This window comes from Methylocystis sp. sgz306128 (assembly GCF_056032725.1).
This window is the reverse complement of the sequence record NZ_JBVYWO010000003.1, coordinates 1-21,331: the sequence shown is the minus strand read 5'-3', so window position 1 is coordinate 21,331 and position 21,331 is coordinate 1. Positions and strand designations below refer to the sequence as shown.

Annotated in this window: 19 protein-coding genes and 2 pseudogenes; 10 read left to right on the top strand and 11 right to left on the bottom strand. The window is 56.2% G+C overall.

The window, feature by feature from the left end; translation table 11 throughout:
- Positions 1-4 precede the first annotated feature (4 nt).
- The gene (locus AC0N03_RS06140; RefSeq protein WP_474287734.1) at positions 5-1,252 is read right to left on the bottom strand and encodes a M24 family metallopeptidase; all 1,248 of its coding nucleotides are present in this window, start codon (positions 1,250-1,252) and stop codon (positions 5-7) included.
- 364 nt (positions 1,253-1,616) lie between these two features.
- Here AC0N03_RS06140 and AC0N03_RS06135 point away from each other — a divergent pair, with 364 nt between their 5' ends.
- From AC0N03_RS06135 to AC0N03_RS06110, 6 genes are all read left to right on the top strand, one after another.
- Complete coding sequence (locus AC0N03_RS06135; RefSeq protein WP_474287733.1) at positions 1,617-2,663, top strand: ABC transporter substrate-binding protein; 1,047 nt, start codon at positions 1,617-1,619, stop codon at positions 2,661-2,663.
- A 45-nt stretch (positions 2,664-2,708) separates the two neighbouring features.
- A complete protein-coding gene (locus tag AC0N03_RS06130; protein WP_474287732.1) occupies positions 2,709-3,866 on the top strand; it encodes an ABC transporter ATP-binding protein in 1,158 nt (385 codons plus the stop codon).
- Positions 3,863-5,101 (top strand): ABC transporter permease, encoded by a 1,239-nt coding sequence (locus AC0N03_RS06125; RefSeq protein WP_474287731.1) that lies wholly within the window; start codon positions 3,863-3,865, stop codon positions 5,099-5,101. Before AC0N03_RS06130 ends, AC0N03_RS06125 begins: the two co-directional genes overlap by 4 nt.
- Before the next feature lie 5 nt (positions 5,102-5,106).
- Positions 5,107-5,916, top strand: a complete 810-nt coding sequence (locus AC0N03_RS06120; protein WP_474288103.1) for an ABC transporter permease — start codon at positions 5,107-5,109, stop codon at positions 5,914-5,916.
- A 117-nt stretch (positions 5,917-6,033) separates the two neighbouring features.
- The gene (locus AC0N03_RS06115) at positions 6,034-7,281 is read left to right on the top strand and encodes a BtaA family protein (protein WP_474287730.1); all 1,248 of its coding nucleotides are present in this window, start codon (positions 6,034-6,036) and stop codon (positions 7,279-7,281) included.
- Positions 7,278-7,961, top strand: a complete 684-nt coding sequence (locus AC0N03_RS06110; RefSeq protein WP_474287729.1) for a class I SAM-dependent methyltransferase — start codon at positions 7,278-7,280, stop codon at positions 7,959-7,961. Before AC0N03_RS06115 ends, AC0N03_RS06110 begins: the two co-directional genes overlap by 4 nt.
- A gap of 252 nt (positions 7,962-8,213) precedes the next feature.
- Here AC0N03_RS06110 and AC0N03_RS06105 read toward each other — a convergent pair whose 3' ends face one another.
- The 6 genes from AC0N03_RS06105 to AC0N03_RS06080 form a co-directional block, all read right to left on the bottom strand.
- Positions 8,214-8,825, bottom strand: coding sequence for a TPM domain-containing protein (locus AC0N03_RS06105; RefSeq protein ID WP_474287728.1), 612 nt, complete (start codon positions 8,823-8,825; stop codon positions 8,214-8,216).
- The gene (locus AC0N03_RS06100; RefSeq protein ID WP_474287727.1) at positions 8,825-9,562 is read right to left on the bottom strand and encodes a TPM domain-containing protein; all 738 of its coding nucleotides are present in this window, start codon (positions 9,560-9,562) and stop codon (positions 8,825-8,827) included. The genes AC0N03_RS06105 and AC0N03_RS06100 overlap by 1 nt, the downstream gene beginning before the upstream one ends.
- A gap of 65 nt (positions 9,563-9,627) precedes the next feature.
- Positions 9,628-10,227, bottom strand: coding sequence for a LemA family protein (locus tag AC0N03_RS06095; protein WP_474287726.1), 600 nt, complete (start codon positions 10,225-10,227; stop codon positions 9,628-9,630).
- Positions 10,228-10,823: 596 nt separating this feature from the next.
- Positions 10,824-11,129 (bottom strand): hypothetical protein, encoded by a 306-nt coding sequence (locus tag AC0N03_RS06090; RefSeq protein ID WP_474287725.1) that lies wholly within the window; start codon positions 11,127-11,129, stop codon positions 10,824-10,826.
- A 379-nt stretch (positions 11,130-11,508) separates the two neighbouring features.
- A complete protein-coding gene (locus tag AC0N03_RS06085) occupies positions 11,509-12,237 on the bottom strand; it encodes an aspartate/glutamate racemase family protein (RefSeq protein ID WP_474287724.1) in 729 nt (242 codons plus the stop codon).
- On the bottom strand, positions 12,234-13,148 hold the full coding sequence (locus tag AC0N03_RS06080; RefSeq protein ID WP_474287723.1) for a polysaccharide deacetylase family protein: 915 nt from the start codon (positions 13,146-13,148) through the stop codon (positions 12,234-12,236). Before AC0N03_RS06080 ends, AC0N03_RS06085 begins: the two co-directional genes overlap by 4 nt.
- A 181-nt stretch (positions 13,149-13,329) precedes the next feature.
- Here AC0N03_RS06080 and AC0N03_RS06075 point away from each other — a divergent pair, with 181 nt between their 5' ends.
- The gene (locus AC0N03_RS06075; protein WP_474287722.1) at positions 13,330-14,391 is read left to right on the top strand and encodes an FCD domain-containing protein; all 1,062 of its coding nucleotides are present in this window, start codon (positions 13,330-13,332) and stop codon (positions 14,389-14,391) included.
- Between the two features lie 34 nt (positions 14,392-14,425).
- Here AC0N03_RS06075 and AC0N03_RS06070 read toward each other — a convergent pair whose 3' ends face one another.
- Both AC0N03_RS06070 and AC0N03_RS06065 read right to left on the bottom strand, forming a co-directional pair.
- A complete protein-coding gene (locus AC0N03_RS06070; protein WP_474287721.1) occupies positions 14,426-15,865 on the bottom strand; it encodes an MFS transporter in 1,440 nt (479 codons plus the stop codon).
- Positions 15,866-16,311: 446 nt separating this feature from the next.
- Positions 16,312-16,944: a trimeric intracellular cation channel family protein gene (locus AC0N03_RS06065; protein ID WP_474287720.1), complete on the bottom strand. Its 633-nt coding sequence runs from the start codon at positions 16,942-16,944 to the stop codon at positions 16,312-16,314.
- A 224-nt stretch (positions 16,945-17,168) separates the two neighbouring features.
- Between AC0N03_RS06065 and AC0N03_RS06060 the strand changes: the two are divergent.
- Positions 17,169-17,370, top strand: a pseudogene (locus tag AC0N03_RS06060) (integrase core domain-containing protein); the annotation flags it as partial.
- A gap of 186 nt (positions 17,371-17,556) precedes the next feature.
- Positions 17,557-18,579 (top strand): methyltransferase, encoded by a 1,023-nt coding sequence (locus AC0N03_RS06055; RefSeq protein WP_474287719.1) that lies wholly within the window; start codon positions 17,557-17,559, stop codon positions 18,577-18,579.
- A 412-nt stretch (positions 18,580-18,991) separates the two neighbouring features.
- On the opposite strand, the gene AC0N03_RS06050 is transcribed toward AC0N03_RS06055, so the two are convergent.
- Entirely contained in the window at positions 18,992-20,263 is a 1,272-nt protein-coding gene (locus AC0N03_RS06050; protein WP_474287718.1) for a glycerate kinase type-2 family protein, read from the bottom strand.
- Between the two features lie 58 nt (positions 20,264-20,321).
- On the bottom strand, positions 20,322-21,128 hold the full coding sequence (locus tag AC0N03_RS06045; RefSeq protein WP_474287717.1) for an enoyl-CoA hydratase/isomerase family protein: 807 nt from the start codon (positions 21,126-21,128) through the stop codon (positions 20,322-20,324).
- Positions 21,129-21,255: 127 nt separating this feature from the next.
- Between AC0N03_RS06045 and AC0N03_RS06040 the strand changes: the two are divergent.
- Positions 21,256-21,331 (top strand): annotated as a pseudogene (locus AC0N03_RS06040) (electron transfer flavoprotein subunit beta/FixA family protein); the annotation flags it as partial.

Genomic DNA, 21,331 nt, shown 5'->3' with positions numbered 1-21,331 from the left:
TATCTCAGGCCCTGATGATGTTATGTTCCGGGCCGAAGGGAAATTTGGTGATGTTTTCGGCGCCATTTTCGCCGATGACGAGAATGTCATGCTCGCGATAGCCGCCCGCACCCGGCATGCCTTCAGGAATCGAGACCATCGGCTCCATCGAGACAACCATGCCCGGACGCAGCACCGTTTCGATATCCTCGCGCAGTTCGACGCCCGCTTCGCGGCCATAATAATGGCTCAGCACGCCGAACGAATGGCCATAGCCGAAGGAGCGGAACCGCAGGAGGCTGTGGTTCTGGTGAGTTTCCTGACGATAGATCTCGTTCAGTTCGGTCGCGATATCGCAGCAGCGTGCACCGGGGCGGATCAGTTCAAGGCCGCGGCGGTGAACCTTGCAATTGGCTTCCCAGATTTTGAGATGAGCATCGCTGGCGTGATCGAGAAAGAGCGTGCGTTCCAGCGCCGTATAATAGCCCGCGATCATGGGGAAGCAGTTGAGGGAGAGAATGTCGCCCTTCTGCACCTTGCGCGACGTAACGGGATTATGCGCGCCGTCGGTGTTGATGCCGGACTGGAACCAGACCCATGTGTCCATCAGTTCGGCATGGGGGAAGGTCTTGGCTATATGACGCACCATCGCCTGCGTTCCGGCCAATGCAACCTCGTGCTCCGGCACGTTTTCGCGCAGTGCCGCGGCAATGGCCGCGCCGCCCAGATCTGCCGTATGGGCGCCAGCCTTGATCAGTGCGATTTCCTCATCCGACTTGATTGTGCGCATCCACATTGTGGCCTGGCCAATGTCGACGAATTCAACATCCGGGAAGGCTGCCTCCAGCAGGCGGAGCGTATCCAGATTGATATGATCGAACTCAATGCCGATCCGCTTGCAACCCTTCAGTTCCTGCTGCAAGGCGAAGAAATAATTGTCCCTGCGCCAATCGGTGTAGGTGATATTATCGCCGAATGTTCTGCGGTAGGGCTGGCCGGCGTCAATGCCGGCGGATACGGAAATGGCCTTCTGCTGCGTGACGATGAAGGCGTAGCGCCGCCCGAAATAGCAATAGAGGAAGTCTGAGTAATAGCAGATATTGTGGTAGGATGTGAGCAGCGCCGCGTCGAGCTTCATGGCTTCGAGCTGGGCTCGCAACCCCGTTTGACGGCGGGTCATTTCGGCGGCGCTGAATGTCGGCGTGACTTTCTCGCCGTTGTGCATCTTCTGTACGCGCAGGAGATCCTGCGCATTCCCTGTCATTGCATTCATGGAAGCTGCTCCGTAGTTTGGCTGAGGTTTCCGGACAGCTGGATCGCCCGGAATTCATGGCAAAGAGTGGCAGCACAGTCGGTGCAACGGAAATTAGAAATCGTAATCAAGTCATCATCTGTTCAAATGGTCAGCACGATGACTGAATATTACGCCTGAATTTGCGTATTATTTCGTCGATTCCTTGAGGCATTGGTCTACCTTATCAATCCATTGCCAAAATTAATTTCAAGGGTGTGATTCTTTTGTCTAGCCTTCAGGTTGTGGGTAGGGAGCATTGGCCGGCAAAACCGCCTTCCAGCAAGAATATCAATGCTTTGGCCCGGATTGCGGGTTTATGCCGCACAGCAGAGGGGATTTTAGGATGCTCAGGACTTCATTGCTTGCAGGTATCGCTTTGGGCGCGGTCGCACTGGCCGCCGCCAGCGCCGATGCGCAGACGAAGGAATTGTCGATCATGAGTTTTGGCGGCGCCTATCAGTCGGCGCAGCATAATGCGGTGTTCCTGCCCTATACCGCCGCCAAGGGCGTGAAAATTGTCGAGCAGGAATATGGCGGCGAAATCGCCAAGATCAAGGCGATGATCGAGGCAGGCAACACCACGATCGATGTGGTTGACGTCGATGCGCCGACGCTGATGCAGGGCTGCGATGAGGGCATTTACGAAAAGATCGACTGGTCCAAGATCGGCGATAAATCGGAATGGATTTCCGGCACCACGTCCGATTGCGGCGTCGGCACCATCGTCTATGCAACCACCGTGGCCTTTGACGGGGCCAAGCTGAAGCAGGGGCCGCAAACCATAAAGGACTTGTTCGATACGAAGAAATTCCCCGGCAAGCGCGGATTGTGGAAGAATCCGGCCACCAATCTCGAATTTGCCTTGATGGCGGATGGTGTGGCCCCGGCGGACGTCTATAAAGTGCTTTCGACGAAGGAGGGTGTCGACCGCGCCTTCAAGAAGCTCGACACCATTAAAAAGGACATTGTCTGGTGGGAAGCTGGTGCTCAGGCGCCCGAATTGCTCGCATCTGGCGAAGTGGTGATGACGACAGCCTGGAATGGGCGCATCGCCAATGCCAACAAGGAAGGCAAGCAGTTCAAGATCGTCTGGGACAGCGAAATTCTCGACTCGAACTTCTGGGCCATTCCGAAAGGTGCCAAGAATGTCGGAGCCTCGATGGATTTCATCAATTTCGCGGTGGAGCCGAAAATTCTTGCCGGCCTAACCAAATACATTCCCTATGGCCCGGTCCGCAAGACTGCGGCGCAGTTTGTCCCGGCTGATATTGCCGCGCAGCTGCCGACAAGCCCGGACAATATGAAGGTCGCACTGACACTGGATAACGGCTTCTGGAGCGACAAGGGCGATGAAATCCGCAAACGTTTCACCACCTGGATTTCGGAATAATTGACCGCGCCACGCCTGGTCAGAGAGATAAAGGGAGGTTGTTCCATGTCGCGCCAGACAAATTTACTTAAGCACCCGGCCGGCGATGCTTTTGAGCCCGGATCTTCGCCGGGCTCCTCTCCCGAAGAGGGCTTTGTGCGGTTTGAGGGCGTCAAGAAGACTTATGACGGTCTGAATCTCGTCGTCAAAAATCTTAATCTCTCGGTCAGGCGTGGCGAGTTTCTGACCATGCTGGGGCCGTCCGGCTCCGGCAAGACCACAACTCTGATGATGCTGGGCGGCTTTGAGCAGCCCACTCAGGGGCATATTCTGCTCGAGGGCAGATCCGTCGAGCGGCTGCCGCCGGAAAAGCGCAATATCGGGTTCGTGTTCCAGAATTATGCGCTGTTTCCGCATATGAGCGTGGCCGAGAACGTGGCTTTCCCGCTGCGATACCGCAATATCAGGGGCGCCGACGCGGCCCAGCGGGTGAAGCAGGCGCTGGAACGGGTTCAGCTCGGAGCGTTTGGCGCGCGCAAGCCCGCGCAATTGTCGGGCGGCCAGCAGCAGCGCGTGGCGCTGGCGCGCGCGCTTGTTTTCGAGCCGACTCTGGTTCTCATGGACGAGCCGTTGGGTGCGCTGGACAAGCAGCTGCGCGAGCACATGCAGATCGAGATCAAGCACCTGCAACAATCGCTCGGCATCACCATGGTCTATGTGACGCATGACCAGTCCGAGGCGCTGACGATGTCGGACCGGATCGCCGTTTTCAACGATGGCAAGATCCAGCAGCTTGCCGATCCGAAGACCCTGTACAACGCGCCTGAAAATCATTTCGTCGCCAGCTTCATCGGCGAAAACAACATCGTCCCTTGCCGCATCGTGCGCGAGAGCGGGGCGCAGGCCATGGTGGTGACGCAGGATGGCACCGAACTGGCCGGAATGAAGGCGGCGTCTTGCGCGGTGGGCGAGGACCGGCTTCTGTCGATCCGGCCGGAAAGTTTTGCGCTGGCGCCGCAGTCGGTCGCGCCGGGCGAGAACAGTTTTGCGGGGCGCCTTAATGAGGTTTTCTTTCTCGGCGATCACATCCGCCTTTCGGTATCGGTCCTTGGAATGAAGGATCTGATTGCGAAGGTTTCTCCGAAGGGCGCGCACCAGCTTGTCGTCGGGCAGGAGATACGCCTGTCCTGTCAGGCCACTGATTGCAGGTTGATAGCGCCATGACCATAGACAACGCCATTCCCGATAAAGTCTCGCTGTTTCTGGCAGCGCGCGCCTCCGTCCGGCCTCAGCGCCGAGCCGCATTCTCGCTCACATTGCCTTTGCTCGGCTTTCTGTTGCTGACCTTTTTCATTCCGATCGGCGCACTGTTGGTCACGTCCGTGCGCAATCCGGAAACCCGCGAAGTGCTCCCCGCTACAGTGCAGGCGCTCTCGCATTGGGACGGAACCGGCACTCCGGGTGAAGAGGTATTCGCCGCTCTTGCCGGTGATCTGAAGATTGCCGCAGAGGCGCATACGGCTGCGGGCGTCGGCAAGCGCCTCAATTATGAAATTCCGGGCATGCGCAGCCGTATGGTTTCGGCGGCCCGCATGGTCTCGCATCTGGATACAGGCCCGTTCCGGGACAAGTTTCTGGCGGCGGACCCGGAGTGGGGCAATCCTGATCTGTGGGCCGTCATCCGCCGCAACAGCGGCTCTCTGACTGGCTATTATCTTCTGACCGCCGTGGACCTGCAAACCAAGGCGAACGGATATCTGGCGCGCGTCGATGCCGATCAGGCCATTTTTCTCGGCGTGCTGGCCCGCACGTTGCTGATTGCAGGCATCGTGACATTGGGTACCCTGATTCTGGGCTATCCGGTCGCTTATCTGCTCACCATTGCGCCGGCAAATATCGCACGGGTGCTCATGCTGCTGGTGTTGCTGCCGCTCTGGACATCCCTGCTCGTGCGTACGACAGCATGGGTCGTGCTGCTGCAGACAAACGGCATCATTAATGACGCCCTGCTTTACCTCGGCCTGACGTCGCACCGGCTGCAGCTCATTTTCACCCGCATCGGCACGGTCACGGCCATGGTGCATATCCAGTTGCCGTTCACCATTCTGCCGATCTATTCGGTCATGCGCGCCATTCCGGCAACGCAACTGCGCGCGGCAAGGTCGCTTGGCGCGCCGGCCCTGAGCGCCTTCTGGCGGGTCTATGCCCCGCAGACAGTACCGGGCGTGACGGCAGGCTGCCTGATGACGTTCATTCTGTCGCTTGGCTATTACATTACGCCGGCTTTGCTTGGCGGCCCGGCCGATCAGATGATTTCGAATTTCATTGCGACCTATATCAATCGCGATCTCAACTGGGGGCAGGCATCGGCGCTGGGTGTGGTGCTTCTTGTTGCCACTTTGGGAATTTACGGCCTGTTCCTGCGCCTTTCGGGCGCGGACCGGATCAAACTGGGGTGATGCAGATGTGGCTTCCGTCCTACGCAACAAGATCAGAAAAGTTCGGTCGGCTGATCGTGGTTCTCTTTGCTGTTCTCGTGCTTTTGTTCCTGATCGCGCCGCTGTTTGTGGTTGTGCCGCTATCGTTTTCGGACGATCCGTTCTTCACCTTTCCGGTGCCGAAATATTCCTTGCGCTGGTACTATGATTTCTTCGGCAACGACCGATGGATTCATGCGCTGATGAACAGCTGCATAACCGCCGTTTTCACCACAATATTGGCGAGCGTGCTCGGAACATTGGCGGCGCTTGGGCTCAACCGGCCGGAATTTCCCTATCGCCGGTCTGTCATGGCTATTCTGATCTCGCCGATGATCATGCCTGTCGTGATTGTGGCCGTGGGCAGCTATCTGTTTTTCGGCGGACTCGGCCTGACCAATACGCGTCTGGGGCTGGTGCTCGCGCATACCGCGCTGGCAACGCCTTTTGTCGTCATCACTGTGACGGCGACATTGTCCACCTATGACAACAACCTCACGCGCGCCGCACTGAGCCTCGGCGCGCCGCCGCTTGCGACCTTTTTCCGCGTGACCTTGCCGATGATCGCGCCCGGCGTGATCTCCGGCGGAATATTTGCCTTTGCAACGTCCTTTGACGAAGTTGTCATCGCTCTGTTCATGACAGGCGCGGAACAGCGCACCTTGCCTGTTCAGATGTTTGCCGGCATCCGCGACCAGATCAACCCCACGATCATGGCCGCCGCGACGATCCTGCTGGCTGTTTCCATTGTATTGTTCGTTGCCATATCGTTCATTTCCAGCCGCCAGAAATCCTGATGGCTGATTTTTTCGGCTGAATATCCCTGGAGGTCGATCAGGGCTTTGTCACATCTCTGTCAGTAAAATCCAATAAATGGATGCCTGTATCTGTTTGAATCATGACAGGGGCTTTCATTGACTCAGATTGCGACGTCGCGCCGCCAGACCAGCAAAAATCTTTCCAATGCCGTCCATCGTGCCGAAAAAATGTCGAAGGCCGGCGTGCTTGAGCGTGCCTTCACTTTTGCTTTCCGCGGTCTGGTCTATCCGCAGATTTGGGAAGATCCGGTCATAGATCTTGAGGCCATGCAGATCCAGCCGGGACAGCATGTCGTTGCCATTGCGTCCGGCGGCTGCAACGTGATGAGCTATCTCGTGGCTGATCCCGGCCATATCACGGCTGTCGACCTTAATGGCGCGCATGTCGAACTCAACAAGCTGAAAATTGCGGCGGCGCGGTTCCTACCAGATTACGAGAGCTTCCACCGGTTTTTTGCCAATGCCGCCGACAGGCAAAATATCGCTGCCTACAGGCGCTGGCTGCGGCCGCGTCTCGATGTGCAGGCGCGCCGGTTCTGGGATGGGCGCAATATTTTCGGCCGCCGTCGCATCGGCCTGTTTGCCCGCAATCTGTATGCTCACGGCCTTCTGGGACATTTCATCGGCTTGTCGCATTGGCTCGGACGCCTGCATGGCTGCGATCCAAGCAAGCTTATGCGCGCCAGCAACCCGGATGAGCAGCGGCAGATATTCGAAGCGGAGCTTGCGCCGATATTTGAAACGCCCTTCATGCGCTGGCTGGTCCGGCAACCGGCCTCGCTGTTCGGACTGGGCATTCCTCCGGCGCAATATTATGCTCTCGCAGGCTCGGCATCGGGCGGAATCACGCAGGTTTTGCAGGCGCGTCTCAAGCGTCTGGCCTGCGATTTCGACATCCGCGATAATTATTTCGCCGCGCAGGCTTTCGGGCGTGGTTATGCGCGAACGCCCGAGCCCTCGCTGCCGCCCTATCTCCAGCGCCAGAATTTTGCCGATATACGTGCCAGAGCCGACCGTATCGAGATTCTGCACCAGTCGTTCACGCAATATCTGCAGGGCCGCAGTGATGCGAGCCTTGACCGCTACGTGCTGCTGGATGCGCAGGACTGGATGAATGATGCCGAACTGACGGCGCTGTGGCGTGAAATCACCCGGACGGCAAAGCCCGGCGCGCGCGTCATCTTCCGGACGGCGGCTGAGCCGTCGCTGCTGCCCGGACGCGTGCCGGATGAAATTCTCGGCCGTTGGGATTATGATGAAGCGGCCTGCCGCGCCATGACCGCCCGGGATCGTTCATCCATTTATGGCGGCTTCCATCTCTATTGCCTGAAGGATGCCGCATGAGCGGGGATTATGCCGAAGCCAACGGGGCGGCCGCGCATATGGACCGGATGTATCGCTACCAGCGATATATTTATGACCTCACGCGCAAGCCTTATCTTCTGGGGCGCGACAGGATGATCGGCGCGTTGCAGCCGCGCGTCGGGGCGCGCGTGCTCGAAATCGGCTGCGGAACAGGCCGCAATCTGATCAAGGCGGCACAAATTTATCCCGAGGCCAGCTTTTACGGCATAGACGTTTCGGCAGAAATGCTGACGACTGCCAGATCCGCGCTTGTTGCCTCCGGGCTGGAGGGCCGCATTCAGGTTGCCAGAGCCGATGCGACCGATTTTGACCCTTTGTCGTTATTCGGTCAGGAAAAGTTTGACCGGATTTTTATTTCTTATGCACTGTCGATGATTCCCGAATGGCAGAGCGTATTGGCCCGGAGCCTGTCTCATCTTGCCCGCGGCGGCGCTGCACACATTGTGGATTTTGGCCAGCAGGAAGCTCTGCCGTTCTGGTTCAGGGCAGCACTGTATCGGTGGTTGGGATGGTTTTCGGTGGTTCCCAGACGGGAGCTGCCGGGTTTTGCCGAGGAACTGGCCAAACATAGCGGCATGACTGTGCTTCAGCACAAATATTTTGGCGGTTATGCCCTTCATATTGCGATATGCGATGGAGCAGGGGGCCACGGCGCTTGAACGGATGGCTAAGCCTTGGCCAGTCATTCAGCAAAGCACAGGAACGAGCGACGTGCGGGCTTCGGTGCCCTGAACCGGCTCAGGTCATGTATGATTCTGAACAGACTGATCACTTAAAGATGGTTTTGCATCTCGACCTTTCTGCTTCAAATCACAGCTCATTTGCTGCCCAAACTTTCTGATCGAAACGAGTCCGATAAAGCTGATCCAGACTCCGGCAAATGCGGCAAATCAGCTTTGTCCTTCTGCAGGTTAGATCAGATAAATCTTGTTGGGCAATTGATTGGCTTGCGTGGGGCCGGGCGGAAATTTAAGCGCCAGTTCGCCCGCGCAAATTTCGATGGCGCTGAGAAAGCCCTCGCCAATGTTGCCTGCGCGATTGCCCGCGAGCAATGCGTCGACAGCCGTTTGCCAATGTGCCGCCGGTATCTTTTCCGAAATCTCTTCGTCGACGATGATTCTGGCCCAGCGCTCGGCCAGAGATACGAAAATCAACACGCCATTCTGAGACCTGGCGCTGACCAACCGGTGCAGGCTGAACTGCTCCAGCGCTTTCCGGTGGGACTCTGCACGGCGCAGTCGCAGCGGTACAAGCGCGGTCCGGATTGGCGGGATCGAAAACAATAGGATTGCAGCAAAAAACGCCGCTATCTGGATGAGAAATATCCGGTCGGCGGCAATCAAAGTGAAGTGGATAAGTGGCCAGGGTGCCAGCAAAGCGATGAATGTCGCCCAGAACAGCGGAAAAAAATTGTAGGAAGACGATTCCCGCGCCAGCACGCAGACAATCTCGGCGCTGGTCCGGGCTTCAGCCCTGCGAATGGCATCCGATATCCGGGTCTGGTCGATCTGGCTGATGAGCATTACCATCCCCCTGAAGCGCCGCCGCCGCCGGACGAGCCGCCGCCCCCCGAAAACCCGCCGCCCGAAAAGCCGCTTCCGAAGCCGCTGCTGCCGGAGGAGCGGTTGTTGCGCCCGCCCGAAAGCAGAATGGCGAGAGCGATCTGGCCCAAAATACCGCCGCGCAGAATTGAGATGAAAATCAGAACAAAAAAGCCAAAGACCAGAAATGGCATGATCGCGTCGATTGCCGATTGATTGTCGGAAGCGCGAATATCAGGCTTGGCCTGCCAGGCGCCCGAATCCGAGGTCAGGACTGTGATGATGTCGTCGACACCGCGACTGATTCCGGCGTTGAAGTCTCCGGCCTTGAATTTTGGAGTCATGGCATTGGCGATGATGAGCTTGGAAATGGCGTCGGTGAGCGTGCCTTCCAGACCATAGCCCACTTCAATGCGAACGCGGTGCTCACTGGGCGCCACCAGCAGCAGAACGCCATTGTCCTTGCCCTTTTGTCCAAGCTGCCACTGACGAAACAGCGTGTTGGCATAGGGCTCTATTTCCTGCCCGCCGAGTGATGTTACCGTGGCGACAACAAGTTGTATCTGGGATTTATCTTCAAGGTCCTTCAGCTTGGCTTCGAGATTCTGCTTTGTGGACGCCGAAAGCAGATTTGCGGCGTCGACAACCCGGCCCGTCAGGGCGGGATAGCTGGTTGGTGCTGCAAAACTTGTGAAAGGTAAGAGCAACAGAAACATCATGGCCAAGATCGCGGCGAAATGTTTCGCCGGGTAAAGCGCTGCTGTGTTTTCCCGCCGCACGGGGGTTAAAACTTTACTTGCGGCGGCGTCTGCGACGTTTCGCTCGCCGTGAATGTTGCCAGCGGCTTTTTATCCGAAAAAACGGTCTTGGCCCAAATGATGGTCGGGAAGGTTTGCAGATCGGTATTAAACACCCGCACGGCTTCGATATAATCCTTGCGGGCGACGGCGATGCGGTTCTCGGTGCCCTCTAACTGCGATTGCAGAGCGAGAAAATTCTGGTTTGATTTCAGGTCGGGATAGTTTTCCGAAACGGCAAGCAACCGGCCAAGCGCGCCGGAGAGTTGCGCCTGCGCGGTCTCGAACTGCTTCAGCTTTTCCGGGTCGGTGATGGTCGAGGCGTCAATTTTGATCGACGTAGCTTTGGCGCGGGCTTCGGTTACGCCCGTGAGAACGTCCTTTTCCTGCTTGGCATAACCTTGAACGGTGGCCACAAGATTTGGGATCAGGTCAGCGCGGCGCTGATATTGGTTCTGGACTTCAGACCATTTGGCTTTGGCAGCTTCTTCGTCGGTTGGCAGTCTGTTGTAGCCGCAGCCTGACAAACTGAATCCGAGCAGGGCGACAACGGCTAGTGCGCGGAAAGAGGAAAGGTTCGGCGACATATTCGAACTCCCGGATGAATTATTTCAGACTGATGCGCCAGAATGAGGCCGGTGTTGTATCGCCTCGCACTGAATGAACATTACTCTGTAGCAGATTATCTATCAATGTTGCGGCGCTGGCCATGCGATAGGACAAAACAGGTGCTTTGTTGATCGATTGTTTGAGCATTTTTCCGGCATGAAAATCCGGAAAAATTTAAATCATTGATTTTATGAAGTAATAGACGGCAGCGAAAGCAGAGCTATCGAGACGAAGGGGTAGAAAAGCGAACGATATCTGGCTTGGGCGCAGTGATTGGCATATCGGGAAGAGCTCGGTCATGGGTTTTATTCCGTCGCGAGCGCATCAATGGAGCATCCTCGCGATGGCTATCGGCGAACCTTCCGGCAGGGCAGGGATATATCGCACAGTTTTCAACGCATACAGGGAATATAGGCGATCAAACATGATAAATGCTGACGTCCTATTCCTGCAAAAGTCTCGGCGAGCATCGGATAGCTTTTCAACCGAGGCCTTCGAGACGAACCAAGATGAACGCAACTGCGCCATCCGAACCTGCTGAGGGCGCTACGGAAGTTCTGGTGATCGGGACAGGTCAGGCCTTTGTGAATTTCTGACTGAATTCCAGGCAAAAATCCTTCACATTGACTCCGACGCTGTAAACAAGCCGATGGTCCTGCCATGTTTGATTGAAGATGCCGTCATCCGTCAGTTCTTTGATTTTGCGATAAACGGTGGCGCGAGACATTGTCGAGGTTTGGATGAGGTCTTCCGCGGACGTCAGGCTTCCGGCTTCTTCCCTTTGTACCAGCGTGTCCAACTGATCGCGCGATCCGTGATCCATGTGAAGGAGGCCATGGTGACGTTGCATGATCGTTAAAAACTGAAAAAATTTTGACATGCGCGACACGCTCAATTTCACTGTTCGATAACAGGTGTATCGGCGGCGGCTTGTTGAAAATCAACAGGACAGGCTAATCTTATTACGTCTAGCGGTCATGTGTGGTTGTTCTGGTCCGCGTCGGACGCGGCGCTCCGGGACCGGGGCGTGAATCACCGGCGGTCAGATTTTTATCATCGAACCAGCCGGCCGGGAGGGTGGCGCTGTTTGCAATTTGCGATGAAACCGGAGCCGTGTTGTTGATCGCACCTCGGCTATCGGCGTTTTCCGTCAGGCGATGACAGCAGCCTGTTTCTCGGCGGAGTTGCAGCGGACAATGACCATAAAGCCGGAATAGCTGTCGCGCAGTACCTTTCAGGTCAGGTGCGAAATATATAAATCAGGGTTCCGAACATTGGTCCTGTAAATATTTTGCAAGACTGCTGGATAGGCCAATTGCCCGGCCGGGTTGCATGAAACTGGACTTAGGCGGCGTATCTGCGGCCGTGATCGCCGCTTCAATCGCTGTTTCTACGCAATCTATATAATGGATACCTTTTGGCAGTTCATTTGCTATGTCTGTCAGCACGGCACCGCCCAGAATAATGCTTTCGGCACCACTTTCCGCGGCATCAATAGCGAGCGCGTTCAAGCCTGAGAGCACTGCATCGCGATCCTTAAGCATGCTGAGGCCGGTCCCATCCAGCGCAAAAACGCCTTTGAACAGGTGAGAAGATCGCGTCAGGGCAACGCGTTCTTCCAGCATGGATACCCATGGCCTGCCGATTGTGAGTATGGCAAATGGCTTGTTCCGCGCCAGCGCCTTTTGTATGGCGGCGTCGGCAAAACCAATAACAGGAACCGGCGCAAGTTCGCGGAGGGCTTCCAGTCCCGGATCACCGAAGCAGCCTATTATAACGGCATCACAGTCGGGCTTTTCGGAATAAGCTTCCAAGGTTGCACAGGCGGCCAGGGCAAAGGAAACGCGGCTTGCGATCACAGGAAAGCCGAATGAGGCTGTCGCCGCTGCGAGCGCATAGCCGGGGGGCAAATGGCGCAGGGCGACGCATATGACTTTATCTGTCACCGCCTTTGAAGTATTTGGATTGATCAGCAATATCCTCTTCATGGCTTTTCACCAAAAGTATCAATCCAGTGCCTGGCGATTGCGTCGCGCCGCGCGATCCACGCGCCGCCTTTCTGACGGATGTGACTCAAAACTGTCTCCAGGCCGCCGATACGTGCCGCGCGTCCTATCATGCGCAAATGCAATCCAACCGACATCATGCGGGGATGGTGCGCGCCTTCGCGCCAAAGCCGATCAAATGCGGCTATGACATAATCGGCAAAGTCCGAGGCGCTGACGAAGCGTTGTCCGCCTTTCTGGTGAAAATGCATGTCGTTTGTATCGAAGCAATACGGCAAAACAACATGCGACCGCCCGCTATTTGCTGCAAAGTAGGGCAAGTCGTCGTTGTAGGCGTCGCTATCATAGAGAAAGCCGCCGTGCTCCATCAGCAGACGCCGCGTGTTCACGGAAGGCGCTGACCGCGTATGCCATCCGACTGGCCTGACGCCTGCAGCCTGATGGATAGCCTCAACCGTGCGGGAGATGATGGAGCGTTCGGTATGTTCCTCCATGCCTACATGTCGCTCCCAACGCCAACCGTGGCATGAAATCTCATGACCGCGTTCTACAGCATCGCGTGCAATCCAAGGCGAGCGCTCGATCGCGCGACCGCAAGCGCTGAGTGTTGCCGGCGCATCAAACTGACCCAGAACGTCAGTTATGCGCCAGTAGCCCACGCGGGTGCCATACTCGTAATGCGTATCCTGACAGGAATCCGGCAAGTGCTGGATCTCGTCGACGGCTTCATAGACACCTTCGTTTTTTGGGTCGCCGTCTGTTATGGACGATTCCGCGCCTTCCTCAATATTGACTACGAAAGAGACGGCGACGCGTGCCTTGTTTGGCCAACGCGGATCAGGCGGCGTTTTGCCATAGCCGATGAAATCTCTGGTGGAAGAAATATTAGTCATGAGTTCTCACAATCTTGGCCCAATAATGCAGGGATTTTGAAGAGGTGACTGAAAACGAAGCAACCGGGCCAGCGAATTTGAGCTGGCGCGGAATTCTTCGGACGTGCGGATGAGGAAACGTCTCAGTTGACGCGCTCTGTATCTGATTGTAGTCAGTACACACAATTAAAGGACTCGAGCAATGAGTAAGGTGGACCGTCTCGCATGGATGAAAGCTTACGAGATGAGCGGCAGCGCCAGTCGGATATGTGCGACATTTGGCATTTCGCAGCCCACTTTTCGCAAGTGGCTCAAGCGGTATAATGAACAGGGAGAGGCGGGTCTGGAGGAACCGAGCCGAAGGCCGGTCACTTCTCCCAATCGTAAGGTTTTTGATCGCGAAGAAGCGCTGATACTGGACATGCGGCGCAGACAAAAGCTGGGCATTCACAAGATCAAGGCTGAACTCATCAGTCAGGGCGTCGACCTTTCGACTGATACGATTCTCAAGGTTTTGCGACGAGCGGGAGAACCGGCCCTTCGTCCTTCGCGGCAAGGCGGCCGCCCGCTTATGAAGAGCGGTGACGGAGAGGCCCTGACGGCGCCCATCTTGCAGCGTGGCGTGACAAACGATCACATCGCCGATGCCATTGCAAACCTCATAACGGATGGGCATTTCCGCCCCGGACAGAAGCTCAGCGAAAGTAGTCTGAGTACGATGCTGGGCACGGGGCGAGCGGCTGTCAGATCGGCTCTTCAGAAGCTTGCGCCGAGCGGTCTGGTTGTCTTGCAGCACAATCGCGGCGCTTTCGTCAATAATCCGTCCATGACCGAAGTCGAGCAGGCTTATGCGGCGCGGCGGTTGATCGAGGGCGAAATAGTCGAGGACGTCTGTCGCCATTGCACAACTCACGATGTTCGTTTGTTGCGGCGGCATGTCGAGCAGCAGGAACTGGCTGAGCGTGCGGGTGACCGCGGATCCCTGATCCGCCTCCTTACGGAGTTTCATACGCTGCTGGCCTCGCTGAGCGAAAACCGCGCGCTGGAGGAATTTGTACGAATTCTGGCGGTTCGTACGTCGCTTGCTGTGCTGTTGTATGACCATGTTGGCTCCTCCTGCGCCATCGAAGAGCACGGACGGCTCATCGACTTTATTGCCGCGGGCGATGTCGAGGCGGCGCGGGAACTGATGAAGAAACATTTGACCACCAATCAGAACAGATTGCCCAGAAAAGGCCCTGTCGATCCGAGACCGACAGGGTAGTTTCGACATTGAACGGAGGAAGAACGGCATTCGTTCAATGCGATATCGCTGCCAGATTTTGTCCCGGCTTGATTGAACGTGCGCCGAGCAGGCATCCGGCCGCAACGAGCGCGGCAACTGCGCCAGAGGTTGCCGCGATGACGGGAGAAGCGCCCGCGCTTTGCAGCGAGCCGTAGATCAGCGGGCCGAAGATGCCGCCGACCGGCCCGGCAACATTGATGTAAGCCGTGCCGGATCCACGCATGCGGGTGGGGTAGGATTCTCCGACATAGGCGAAGAAGGGTGCAGCTGCGCCTTGCGCAAAGAAAAGCACCATCGAATAGCCGATTACCACCGGCCAAAAGCCTTCGGCGACGAAGAGCAAGAACAACGTTGCTGCGGCCGCGAGAATTTGCGCGACGATTACCGCTTCTCGACGTCCTATCTTGTCGCCCATTCCGCCAAAGATGAGATATCCGAGAACAGCGACTCCGTTTCCTATAAAGATCGTCCACAACGCGCTGGTCAGTTCGATGCCTTTAACCTGCGCAAGGACGGATGTCGCCAGAACCGTGAGCTGTGAATCTGCAATTATTTTGAAAAAGAACGTCGCCCCAAGCGCAATGGAATGCTTGCGCAGCTCCGGAGAGAACAGGGGCGCGTAGGTGTTTTTCGAGGTGTGCTCCCTGGCATCGATTTGCCACTTGCGGGACAGCGTCTCTGCTTCCGTGATGCGACCGGATGCTTTTAGGCTGCGCAAATGCTTCAGTTTCAGGAAATAAGGTGACTCCTTCAAGCCCAGACGAAGGAAGAGCATGATCACGAGCGGCAAGGCGGCCACCAGAAAAACGCCGCGCCAGCCCAGGGTAGGCAGCAGCAGAGCGGCCAAACCAGATGACAGCATGACACCAAGCGGCCAGCCGGCCTGTACCATTCCGTAAAGAAGGCCTTTTCCCTTGGCGCCGAATACCTCGTTCAAGTAGGCCGAGTTGACCGCTTGCTCGGACATGCCAAAACCTGACAGTGCGCGGATGATGACAAGCGAGACCGGGCCGATAGCGAGAGCAGACAAACCAGAGCAGATGGCTGCGCCGCCGGTTGTGACCATCAAGGCAAAACGTCGTCCGAGAAGATCGATCATCGGGCCAACCGCAAGCGCTACGACGAGCGAACCGAGCCCGACAAGTGTTGCAACATAAGAGGCGGTCGAATTCGACCAGCCGAAGGCACTCTGGATAACGGGAAGCAGATTGCCAAAAGTAATCAGATCGTAAACGGCGAAGGTCCAGGCGAGCAATGCGACGAAGGCGGTATAGCCGACCTGTCCGCGGGTAAGAGGAGCAAAATCTGGGTTGTCGGATGATTGCAATTCGGTTGGATTGCCCAGGCCAACCGTGGGAGAGGAAGAAGAGGTGTTCATGACCAAAACTCCGAACCGATATGCCGGAAGCGGCGCTATCAGGGCAAAGCTGACAGAAAAATCGTGCGCCGACAAGCCAAATTGTCGACAATTTTTTATAACGATGACAATTTTTGCATTTTAATCATAAAATAAGCGCTATTTGATATCAAAAGAGGCGTTTTTGCAAAATTATTTGCGCATAACCACCTCACATGTGTAAATGTAAGTACACATATTTAATAAAGGTTTTGTGTCGGAAAGGTTCATAACGCAGCTGCCTGCGATGCGCGCAAGGGTGCCTGTGTGGATTTCTTTGTCGGATCGACCCACTTTTTTGATTTTTGGCGAGCCGGTTAAATCCAAATATATCTCTATATTTCAATTATTTGATGAGTCAAAATAGATCTGCCCACCGAGAGAATAATGGATCAATCCGGAGCGGGGATTGTCATTTTGGATATTAAACTCAACTCAGCGGGCAGGGGTCAGCCGGAGCGTTGTTGTTTTGAAACGCTTAATCAGCGAACTCATTGCAGGTTTCACCCTTGATCGCGTCCCAATCTTGGGCGGTATCGCGGCAAACTCAGTCCCCAATACAGAGCGGCTGCGCGCAGCGCAAAGCCGCAAATAAACCCGAAGCCAACTGCGAGATCCTGCGACACGCCCAGATAGGATAAAGCCACGAATGTCGTCGCGCCGATCAAAGCCGCGGTGATATATATTTCCTGACTGAGGATGACAGGGCTTTCCCCGCCGAGAATATCCCGGATGATGCCGCCGAATGTCGCCGTGGCGACACCCATCGCAATGGCTATCGATGGTGCGGCGCCATGTGCGAGTGCATCGCCCGCTCCGGTTACCGCGAACAGCGCGAGGCCGACTGCATCGAACCACAACAGATATCGGTATCTCGACTGCGGGATATGGGCGAAGAAAAACGTGATACTCGCAACCGCCACGCAGGTTAATATATAGGCCGGTTGTCTGATCCAGAATATGGGCTGCACCCCGAGCAGAACATCCCGGATCGTTCCGCCGCCTATTCCTGTCACGCTTCCAAGCAATGCAAAGCCGACGATATCCATGCGCTTGCGCGAGGCGACCAGTGCGCCCGTGACCGAAAACACGCAAAGTCCGAACCAGTCGAGGGCAAGAATAAAAGTTTGCAGCATGGCTGAGGCTTATCACGCCCGTCAGTTTGCGCCTAGTCAAGCTGGGGCAGGGGCTGGAATCTGTTTTTCCTTTATCCGTTATTTTCCTGCTCGTATTGAACCATTTTTCTATCTAGTGGCGGTCCGCGTTATCGAGAAATTTTCGATAAATTTCAGTGATTTGATTAAGTAAAAACGGATCAGCGCGGAGTGAGAAATGGGTCAATCTGAAGCGAAATTTAACAGTCTTTGTCGAGCGGCTCTGGCGAACGGACAAATACGAGGGGGCTACCTGCAGCTTATGCCAGCGTGCCCGAAGCCAAAGCTTTGCTCGAGCGTTATATCGACCACTTCTATAACGCAACCCGACCGCACTCGAGCCTTGACCGCTATACGCCTGACGAGGCCTACTTCAATGCAATGATGCCAATCCTGGCAGTAGCCTAACTGAGGCAGGAATCCGCATAGCAAATCACGCAAAACTGTTCAGACAAACCGAGCCGCTTCTCCTTCGGCTTTTTGCTTCCTTACAAGCGTCAGGCGTGCCTATATTGTCCCGCTGTGAAAATTGCTTGTCGCATCTTGATCTGGTGCCTGACGCCACACCCCTGCTTTTGGAGGGAGAAATAACCCATGTCGGAATCCCGCGATGCTAACGACGACAGGATTGCGCTTGATCTCCTTGTGAGGGGATTTCAGGTATCCCGCATGCTTCGCCTTGTTGCTGACCTCGGGGTTGCAGATCGCATCCCGCCCGATGGCCGCGCGGCCATCGAAACATTGGCGATGGAATGTGATGCGCAAACCCAGCCGTTGATCCGTGTGCTTAGGGCGCTTGCGGCCTTCGGCGTCTTTAGCGTTGCGCCTGACGGCAGCATCGGTCACACGCCGCGTTCCCGGTTATTGCGAACGGACACGCCGAAAAGTATGCACCATTCTGCAAGATTCTGGGCAGCTCCTGGATCTTGGGCTGCCTGGGGCATGCTGGACGTCGCTATGACCGGCGACGTTCCCCACATGGCTGCATGGAATGTGAGCCGGTTCGACTATCTGCGCGTGCATCCCGAGGAAGCGCGCGTTTTTGATGCGATGATGGCTAATTTTCCCGACAACCGGCACGCGGCACTTGCTGCGGCGTATGACTTCTCGGGGGCAGACTTAATTGCTGACATCGGCGGCGGCAATGGTGCGGCGCTGCGCCACATTCTCTCGCGCTTCCCCGCTCCGCGCGGGCTGCTGTTCGACCGCGAAGACGTCGTGCGCGCCGTTCAGGCGGATGACTTGATGGGCGAACGCATCAAGGTGGTTGGCGGCAGTTTCTTCGATACTATTCCCTCCGGCGCGGACATCTACATGCTGATCCGCGTGCTGCACGATTGGCCTGACGACGACTGCCTGCGCATCCTGCGGGCCTGCCGCGCGGCAATGTCGCAGAATACGGTTCTGCTCATCGGCGATCAAATCCTTGATCCAGATCCAACGCTGGGTCAACCAACCGGCTATCTGGTGGACACGCAAATGATGGCCATGTTCGGGAGCGCGCGAGAGCGGACCAAGGACGAGTTCGCCAGCCTCCTGGCTGAGTCCGGCTTTGCGTTGCGGCGTGTCATTCGCACGCAGTCACCGGTTTGGGTTGTTGAAGCAGTACCTGTGTGAGTGCCAGCTCGCGCTTTAGATTGGCACTCTTGTTTATTCCGAGCTGATAGAAGGCGCCGTTTATCGTGGTGCCGACAAAAGGCTTGCGAACCTCTTTTGGATTGCCTTTACGGATTGACCCCTTTTTCCATTCAGTATTGATCCGCGATATTTCATAATTTATTTCTAAATTTTCAATAATTTAACCAAGTTTTAGCGGATCGGCGCAGAGTGAAAAATTGATCAATCTGAAGCGAAAATCAACAACAAGGCGCTTCGGCGTCGCAACCATCAACCGAAGTCGCTTTTAAGCACGGCTCGGTAGCGGACCTTAATTTCGTGCAGCCGGTTGGACGTATTGTCGGCACGCAAAGTCGGGTTGGAAAGAGCACGGTCAGGGGTTGGACGTCACGACGGCGCTCCTTTGGTGCGATCATTCAATCAGGATTGCCCTAAAATCGTTGACATTTGTCCCGGTCGGTCCCGTGATAAACAGATCGTCAATGAGCGCAAAGGCCGAATAGGCGTCGTGGCTGGCCAGTAGTTGGCGCGGATCTCCGCCGGCGTGCCGCATCCGATTGATGCTTGAGCCATCTGCGAAGGCGCCAGCGTTGGTTTCCGAGCCGTCTATACCATCCGTATCCGCGGCGAGAGCAGTTATATTTTTATGGTCCTCGATGTCGATCGCGAAGGACAACAGAAATTCGCTGTTGCGTCCGCCGCGGCCGGACTGGTTGCCGCCGATGGTGACTGTGGTTTCGCCTCCGGACAGCAGAATGACCGGCTTTGTGAATGGTCGCTCGCGAATTTCTATTTCACGGGCTAATGCCGCGTGCATCCGTCCGATTTCCCGTGCTTCGCCTTCGATGGCATCTGACAGAATATGGGCCTGAATGCCGCGCTCGAGAGCTGCTTTCCGAGCTGCTTCCAGTGACAGAGCCGCGGATGCAATAACAAAATGCGGATTATCGGCGATATCCGGGTCTGATTTTATATTGTTTAATTGTGATTCGAGGCAGTCCATCACTTTCACAGGCAGGGCGATCCGATAGTTTTGAATGATTGCGAGCGCATCATGCGGCGTTGAAAGGCTGGGAATTGTCGGTCCGGAGCCAACCAGTGCCGGGTCGTCCTTCGGAACATCCGATACGATGAGCGTGACGACGCGCGCTGGCCGGGCCGCATGGGCCAGTCCGCCATTCTTGATTCTGGAAATGGCGCACCGAACCTGATTCATCGCAGAAATCGGCGCGCCGGAGGCTAGCAAGGCCCGGTTTACCGCAATTTCATCGTCAAGGTTCAGGCCGCTGATTGGGGCCGGCAGCAAGGCCGATGCCCCGCCCGAAATGAGGGCAATTACCAGATCGTCTGGCGAAAGGCCGTCAACGGCATGGAAAAGCGCAGCTGTCGCGGCAAGCCCTGCCGCATCCGGCACAGGGTGAGCTGCATGCAGCAGCCGGAATTTGGAGCTTCGCAGCTTATGGCCATGCGGTGCTACTGCAATGCCGTTGAACGGGCCGTCCCAGAGTTTTTCGAAGGCCTCGGCCATGGTGGTGGCGGCCTTGCCAGCGGCGATGACAACGACACGGCCGCGCGGCCTAGGGGGCAGGTGGCGCCGCATCGCCTCGGTTGGATCGGCCGCATGAACTGCCGCATGAAAGAGATCGGCCAGAATCTGTCTTTTGGAATTTTGAATTTCTATCATAGCCTGATGATCGGGTGATTGTGTTGGAAGGCGAGAGTTTTCGTCTTGCAAGGCGTGTTTAGCTTGCAGAACTTGGTCCAGAGGATGACTCTTGAGTTCTTTTGCGCGTTTCCCTGGCTTTCAGAAAAGCCGCGGTTCTTGTCTTTCTCTCGCTCGTATCGAGGATAAGCGAGGCAAGCAATCGTTCGATTCGCAGGGATTGCCGCAGATGCCCCTCCGCTGCTTCGCGCAGGATCTCGCGGGCAAAGCGAATGGCCGGGTCGCTTCGCTCGGTTATGGCCTGTGCCATGGCCATAGCTGCAGGCAGCAAGTCGCCGGATGGCAAGCAGCGCGCCGCAATTCCGTGGGCGACGGCCTCGGCTCCGCTCAGAATTCGGCCAGTCAGGATCATGTCAGCGGCCAGTGCGCGTCCGGCCAGACCAACAAGTCTTTGCGTGCCGCCTTGTCCGGCAATTACGCCGATGCCGGTTTCCGGCAGCCCAAATTTGGCGTCATCCGCACAAAAGATCAGATCGCAGTATAGCGCGAGTTCGAATCCGCCCCCCATGGCATAGCCGCGCACAGCTGCGATAATGGGCTTGCCGGTTCGGGCCACGTTGTCGATATCTTCCAGCCAATTGCCAAGAACGGCATCTATGCCAGAAAGTTCGTTGAATTCGCCGATATCGGCTCCCACTGAAAAATGGGTTAGGGTGCCGGTCAGAACGATGGCTGAAATGTCGGAATCCAGCTCCGCCCTTCTGATTTCAGCAATTAATGCCGTCACGAGGGCTGCGGAAAGCGGGTTGCCACGGCTCGGGCTTCCGGTCATTTCGATTAATCTGACCCTGCCTTGGGTGCATGTGGCGACAGGTGACGCATGCATTTTCTGTTCTCCTGATGAGCGATTGACAATACCGGGACTGCCGGGGCTTGTAAATAAGTAACTAGTTAGTTATAAATTCGCGAATGGCATGGTTTTGGTTTTGGCCAAAGATCGGGAGCACATCGAAATGAAGATTCTCGTGCCCGTAAAGCGGGTTGTTGATTACAACGTGAAGATCCGGGTCAAGGCGGACGGGAGCGGGG

What these genes read in the sequence shown, in the direction of transcription:
- AC0N03_RS06090 (WP_474287725.1), bottom strand. Translation starts at nt 11,129, where the DNA reads ATGTCAAAATTTTTTCAGTTTTTAACGATCATGCAACGTCACCATGGC.
- AC0N03_RS06135 (WP_474287733.1), top strand. Translation starts at nt 1,617, where the DNA reads ATGCTCAGGACTTCATTGCTTGCAGGTATCGCTTTGGGCGCGGTCGCA.
- AC0N03_RS06050 (WP_474287718.1), bottom strand. Translation starts at nt 20,263, where the DNA reads ATGATAGAAATTCAAAATTCCAAAAGACAGATTCTGGCCGATCTCTTT.
- AC0N03_RS06045 (WP_474287717.1), bottom strand. Translation starts at nt 21,128, where the DNA reads ATGCATGCGTCACCTGTCGCCACATGCACCCAAGGCAGGGTCAGATTA.
- AC0N03_RS06130 (WP_474287732.1), top strand. Translation starts at nt 2,709, where the DNA reads ATGTCGCGCCAGACAAATTTACTTAAGCACCCGGCCGGCGATGCTTTT.
- AC0N03_RS06105 (WP_474287728.1), bottom strand. Translation starts at nt 8,825, where the DNA reads ATGCTCATCAGCCAGATCGACCAGACCCGGATATCGGATGCCATTCGC.
- AC0N03_RS06075 (WP_474287722.1), top strand. Translation starts at nt 13,330, where the DNA reads ATGAGTAAGGTGGACCGTCTCGCATGGATGAAAGCTTACGAGATGAGC.
- AC0N03_RS06120 (WP_474288103.1), top strand. Translation starts at nt 5,107, where the DNA reads ATGTGGCTTCCGTCCTACGCAACAAGATCAGAAAAGTTCGGTCGGCTG.
- AC0N03_RS06095 (WP_474287726.1), bottom strand. Translation starts at nt 10,227, where the DNA reads ATGTCGCCGAACCTTTCCTCTTTCCGCGCACTAGCCGTTGTCGCCCTG.
- AC0N03_RS06065 (WP_474287720.1), bottom strand. Translation starts at nt 16,944, where the DNA reads ATGCTGCAAACTTTTATTCTTGCCCTCGACTGGTTCGGACTTTGCGTG.
- AC0N03_RS06085 (WP_474287724.1), bottom strand. Translation starts at nt 12,237, where the DNA reads ATGAAGAGGATATTGCTGATCAATCCAAATACTTCAAAGGCGGTGACA.
- AC0N03_RS06140 (WP_474287734.1), bottom strand. Translation starts at nt 1,252, where the DNA reads ATGAATGCAATGACAGGGAATGCGCAGGATCTCCTGCGCGTACAGAAG.
- AC0N03_RS06080 (WP_474287723.1), bottom strand. Translation starts at nt 13,148, where the DNA reads ATGACTAATATTTCTTCCACCAGAGATTTCATCGGCTATGGCAAAACG.
- AC0N03_RS06055 (WP_474287719.1), top strand. Translation starts at nt 17,557, where the DNA reads ATGTCGGAATCCCGCGATGCTAACGACGACAGGATTGCGCTTGATCTC.
- AC0N03_RS06110 (WP_474287729.1), top strand. Translation starts at nt 7,278, where the DNA reads ATGAGCGGGGATTATGCCGAAGCCAACGGGGCGGCCGCGCATATGGAC.
- AC0N03_RS06100 (WP_474287727.1), bottom strand. Translation starts at nt 9,562, where the DNA reads ATGATGTTTCTGTTGCTCTTACCTTTCACAAGTTTTGCAGCACCAACC.
- AC0N03_RS06125 (WP_474287731.1), top strand. Translation starts at nt 3,863, where the DNA reads ATGACCATAGACAACGCCATTCCCGATAAAGTCTCGCTGTTTCTGGCA.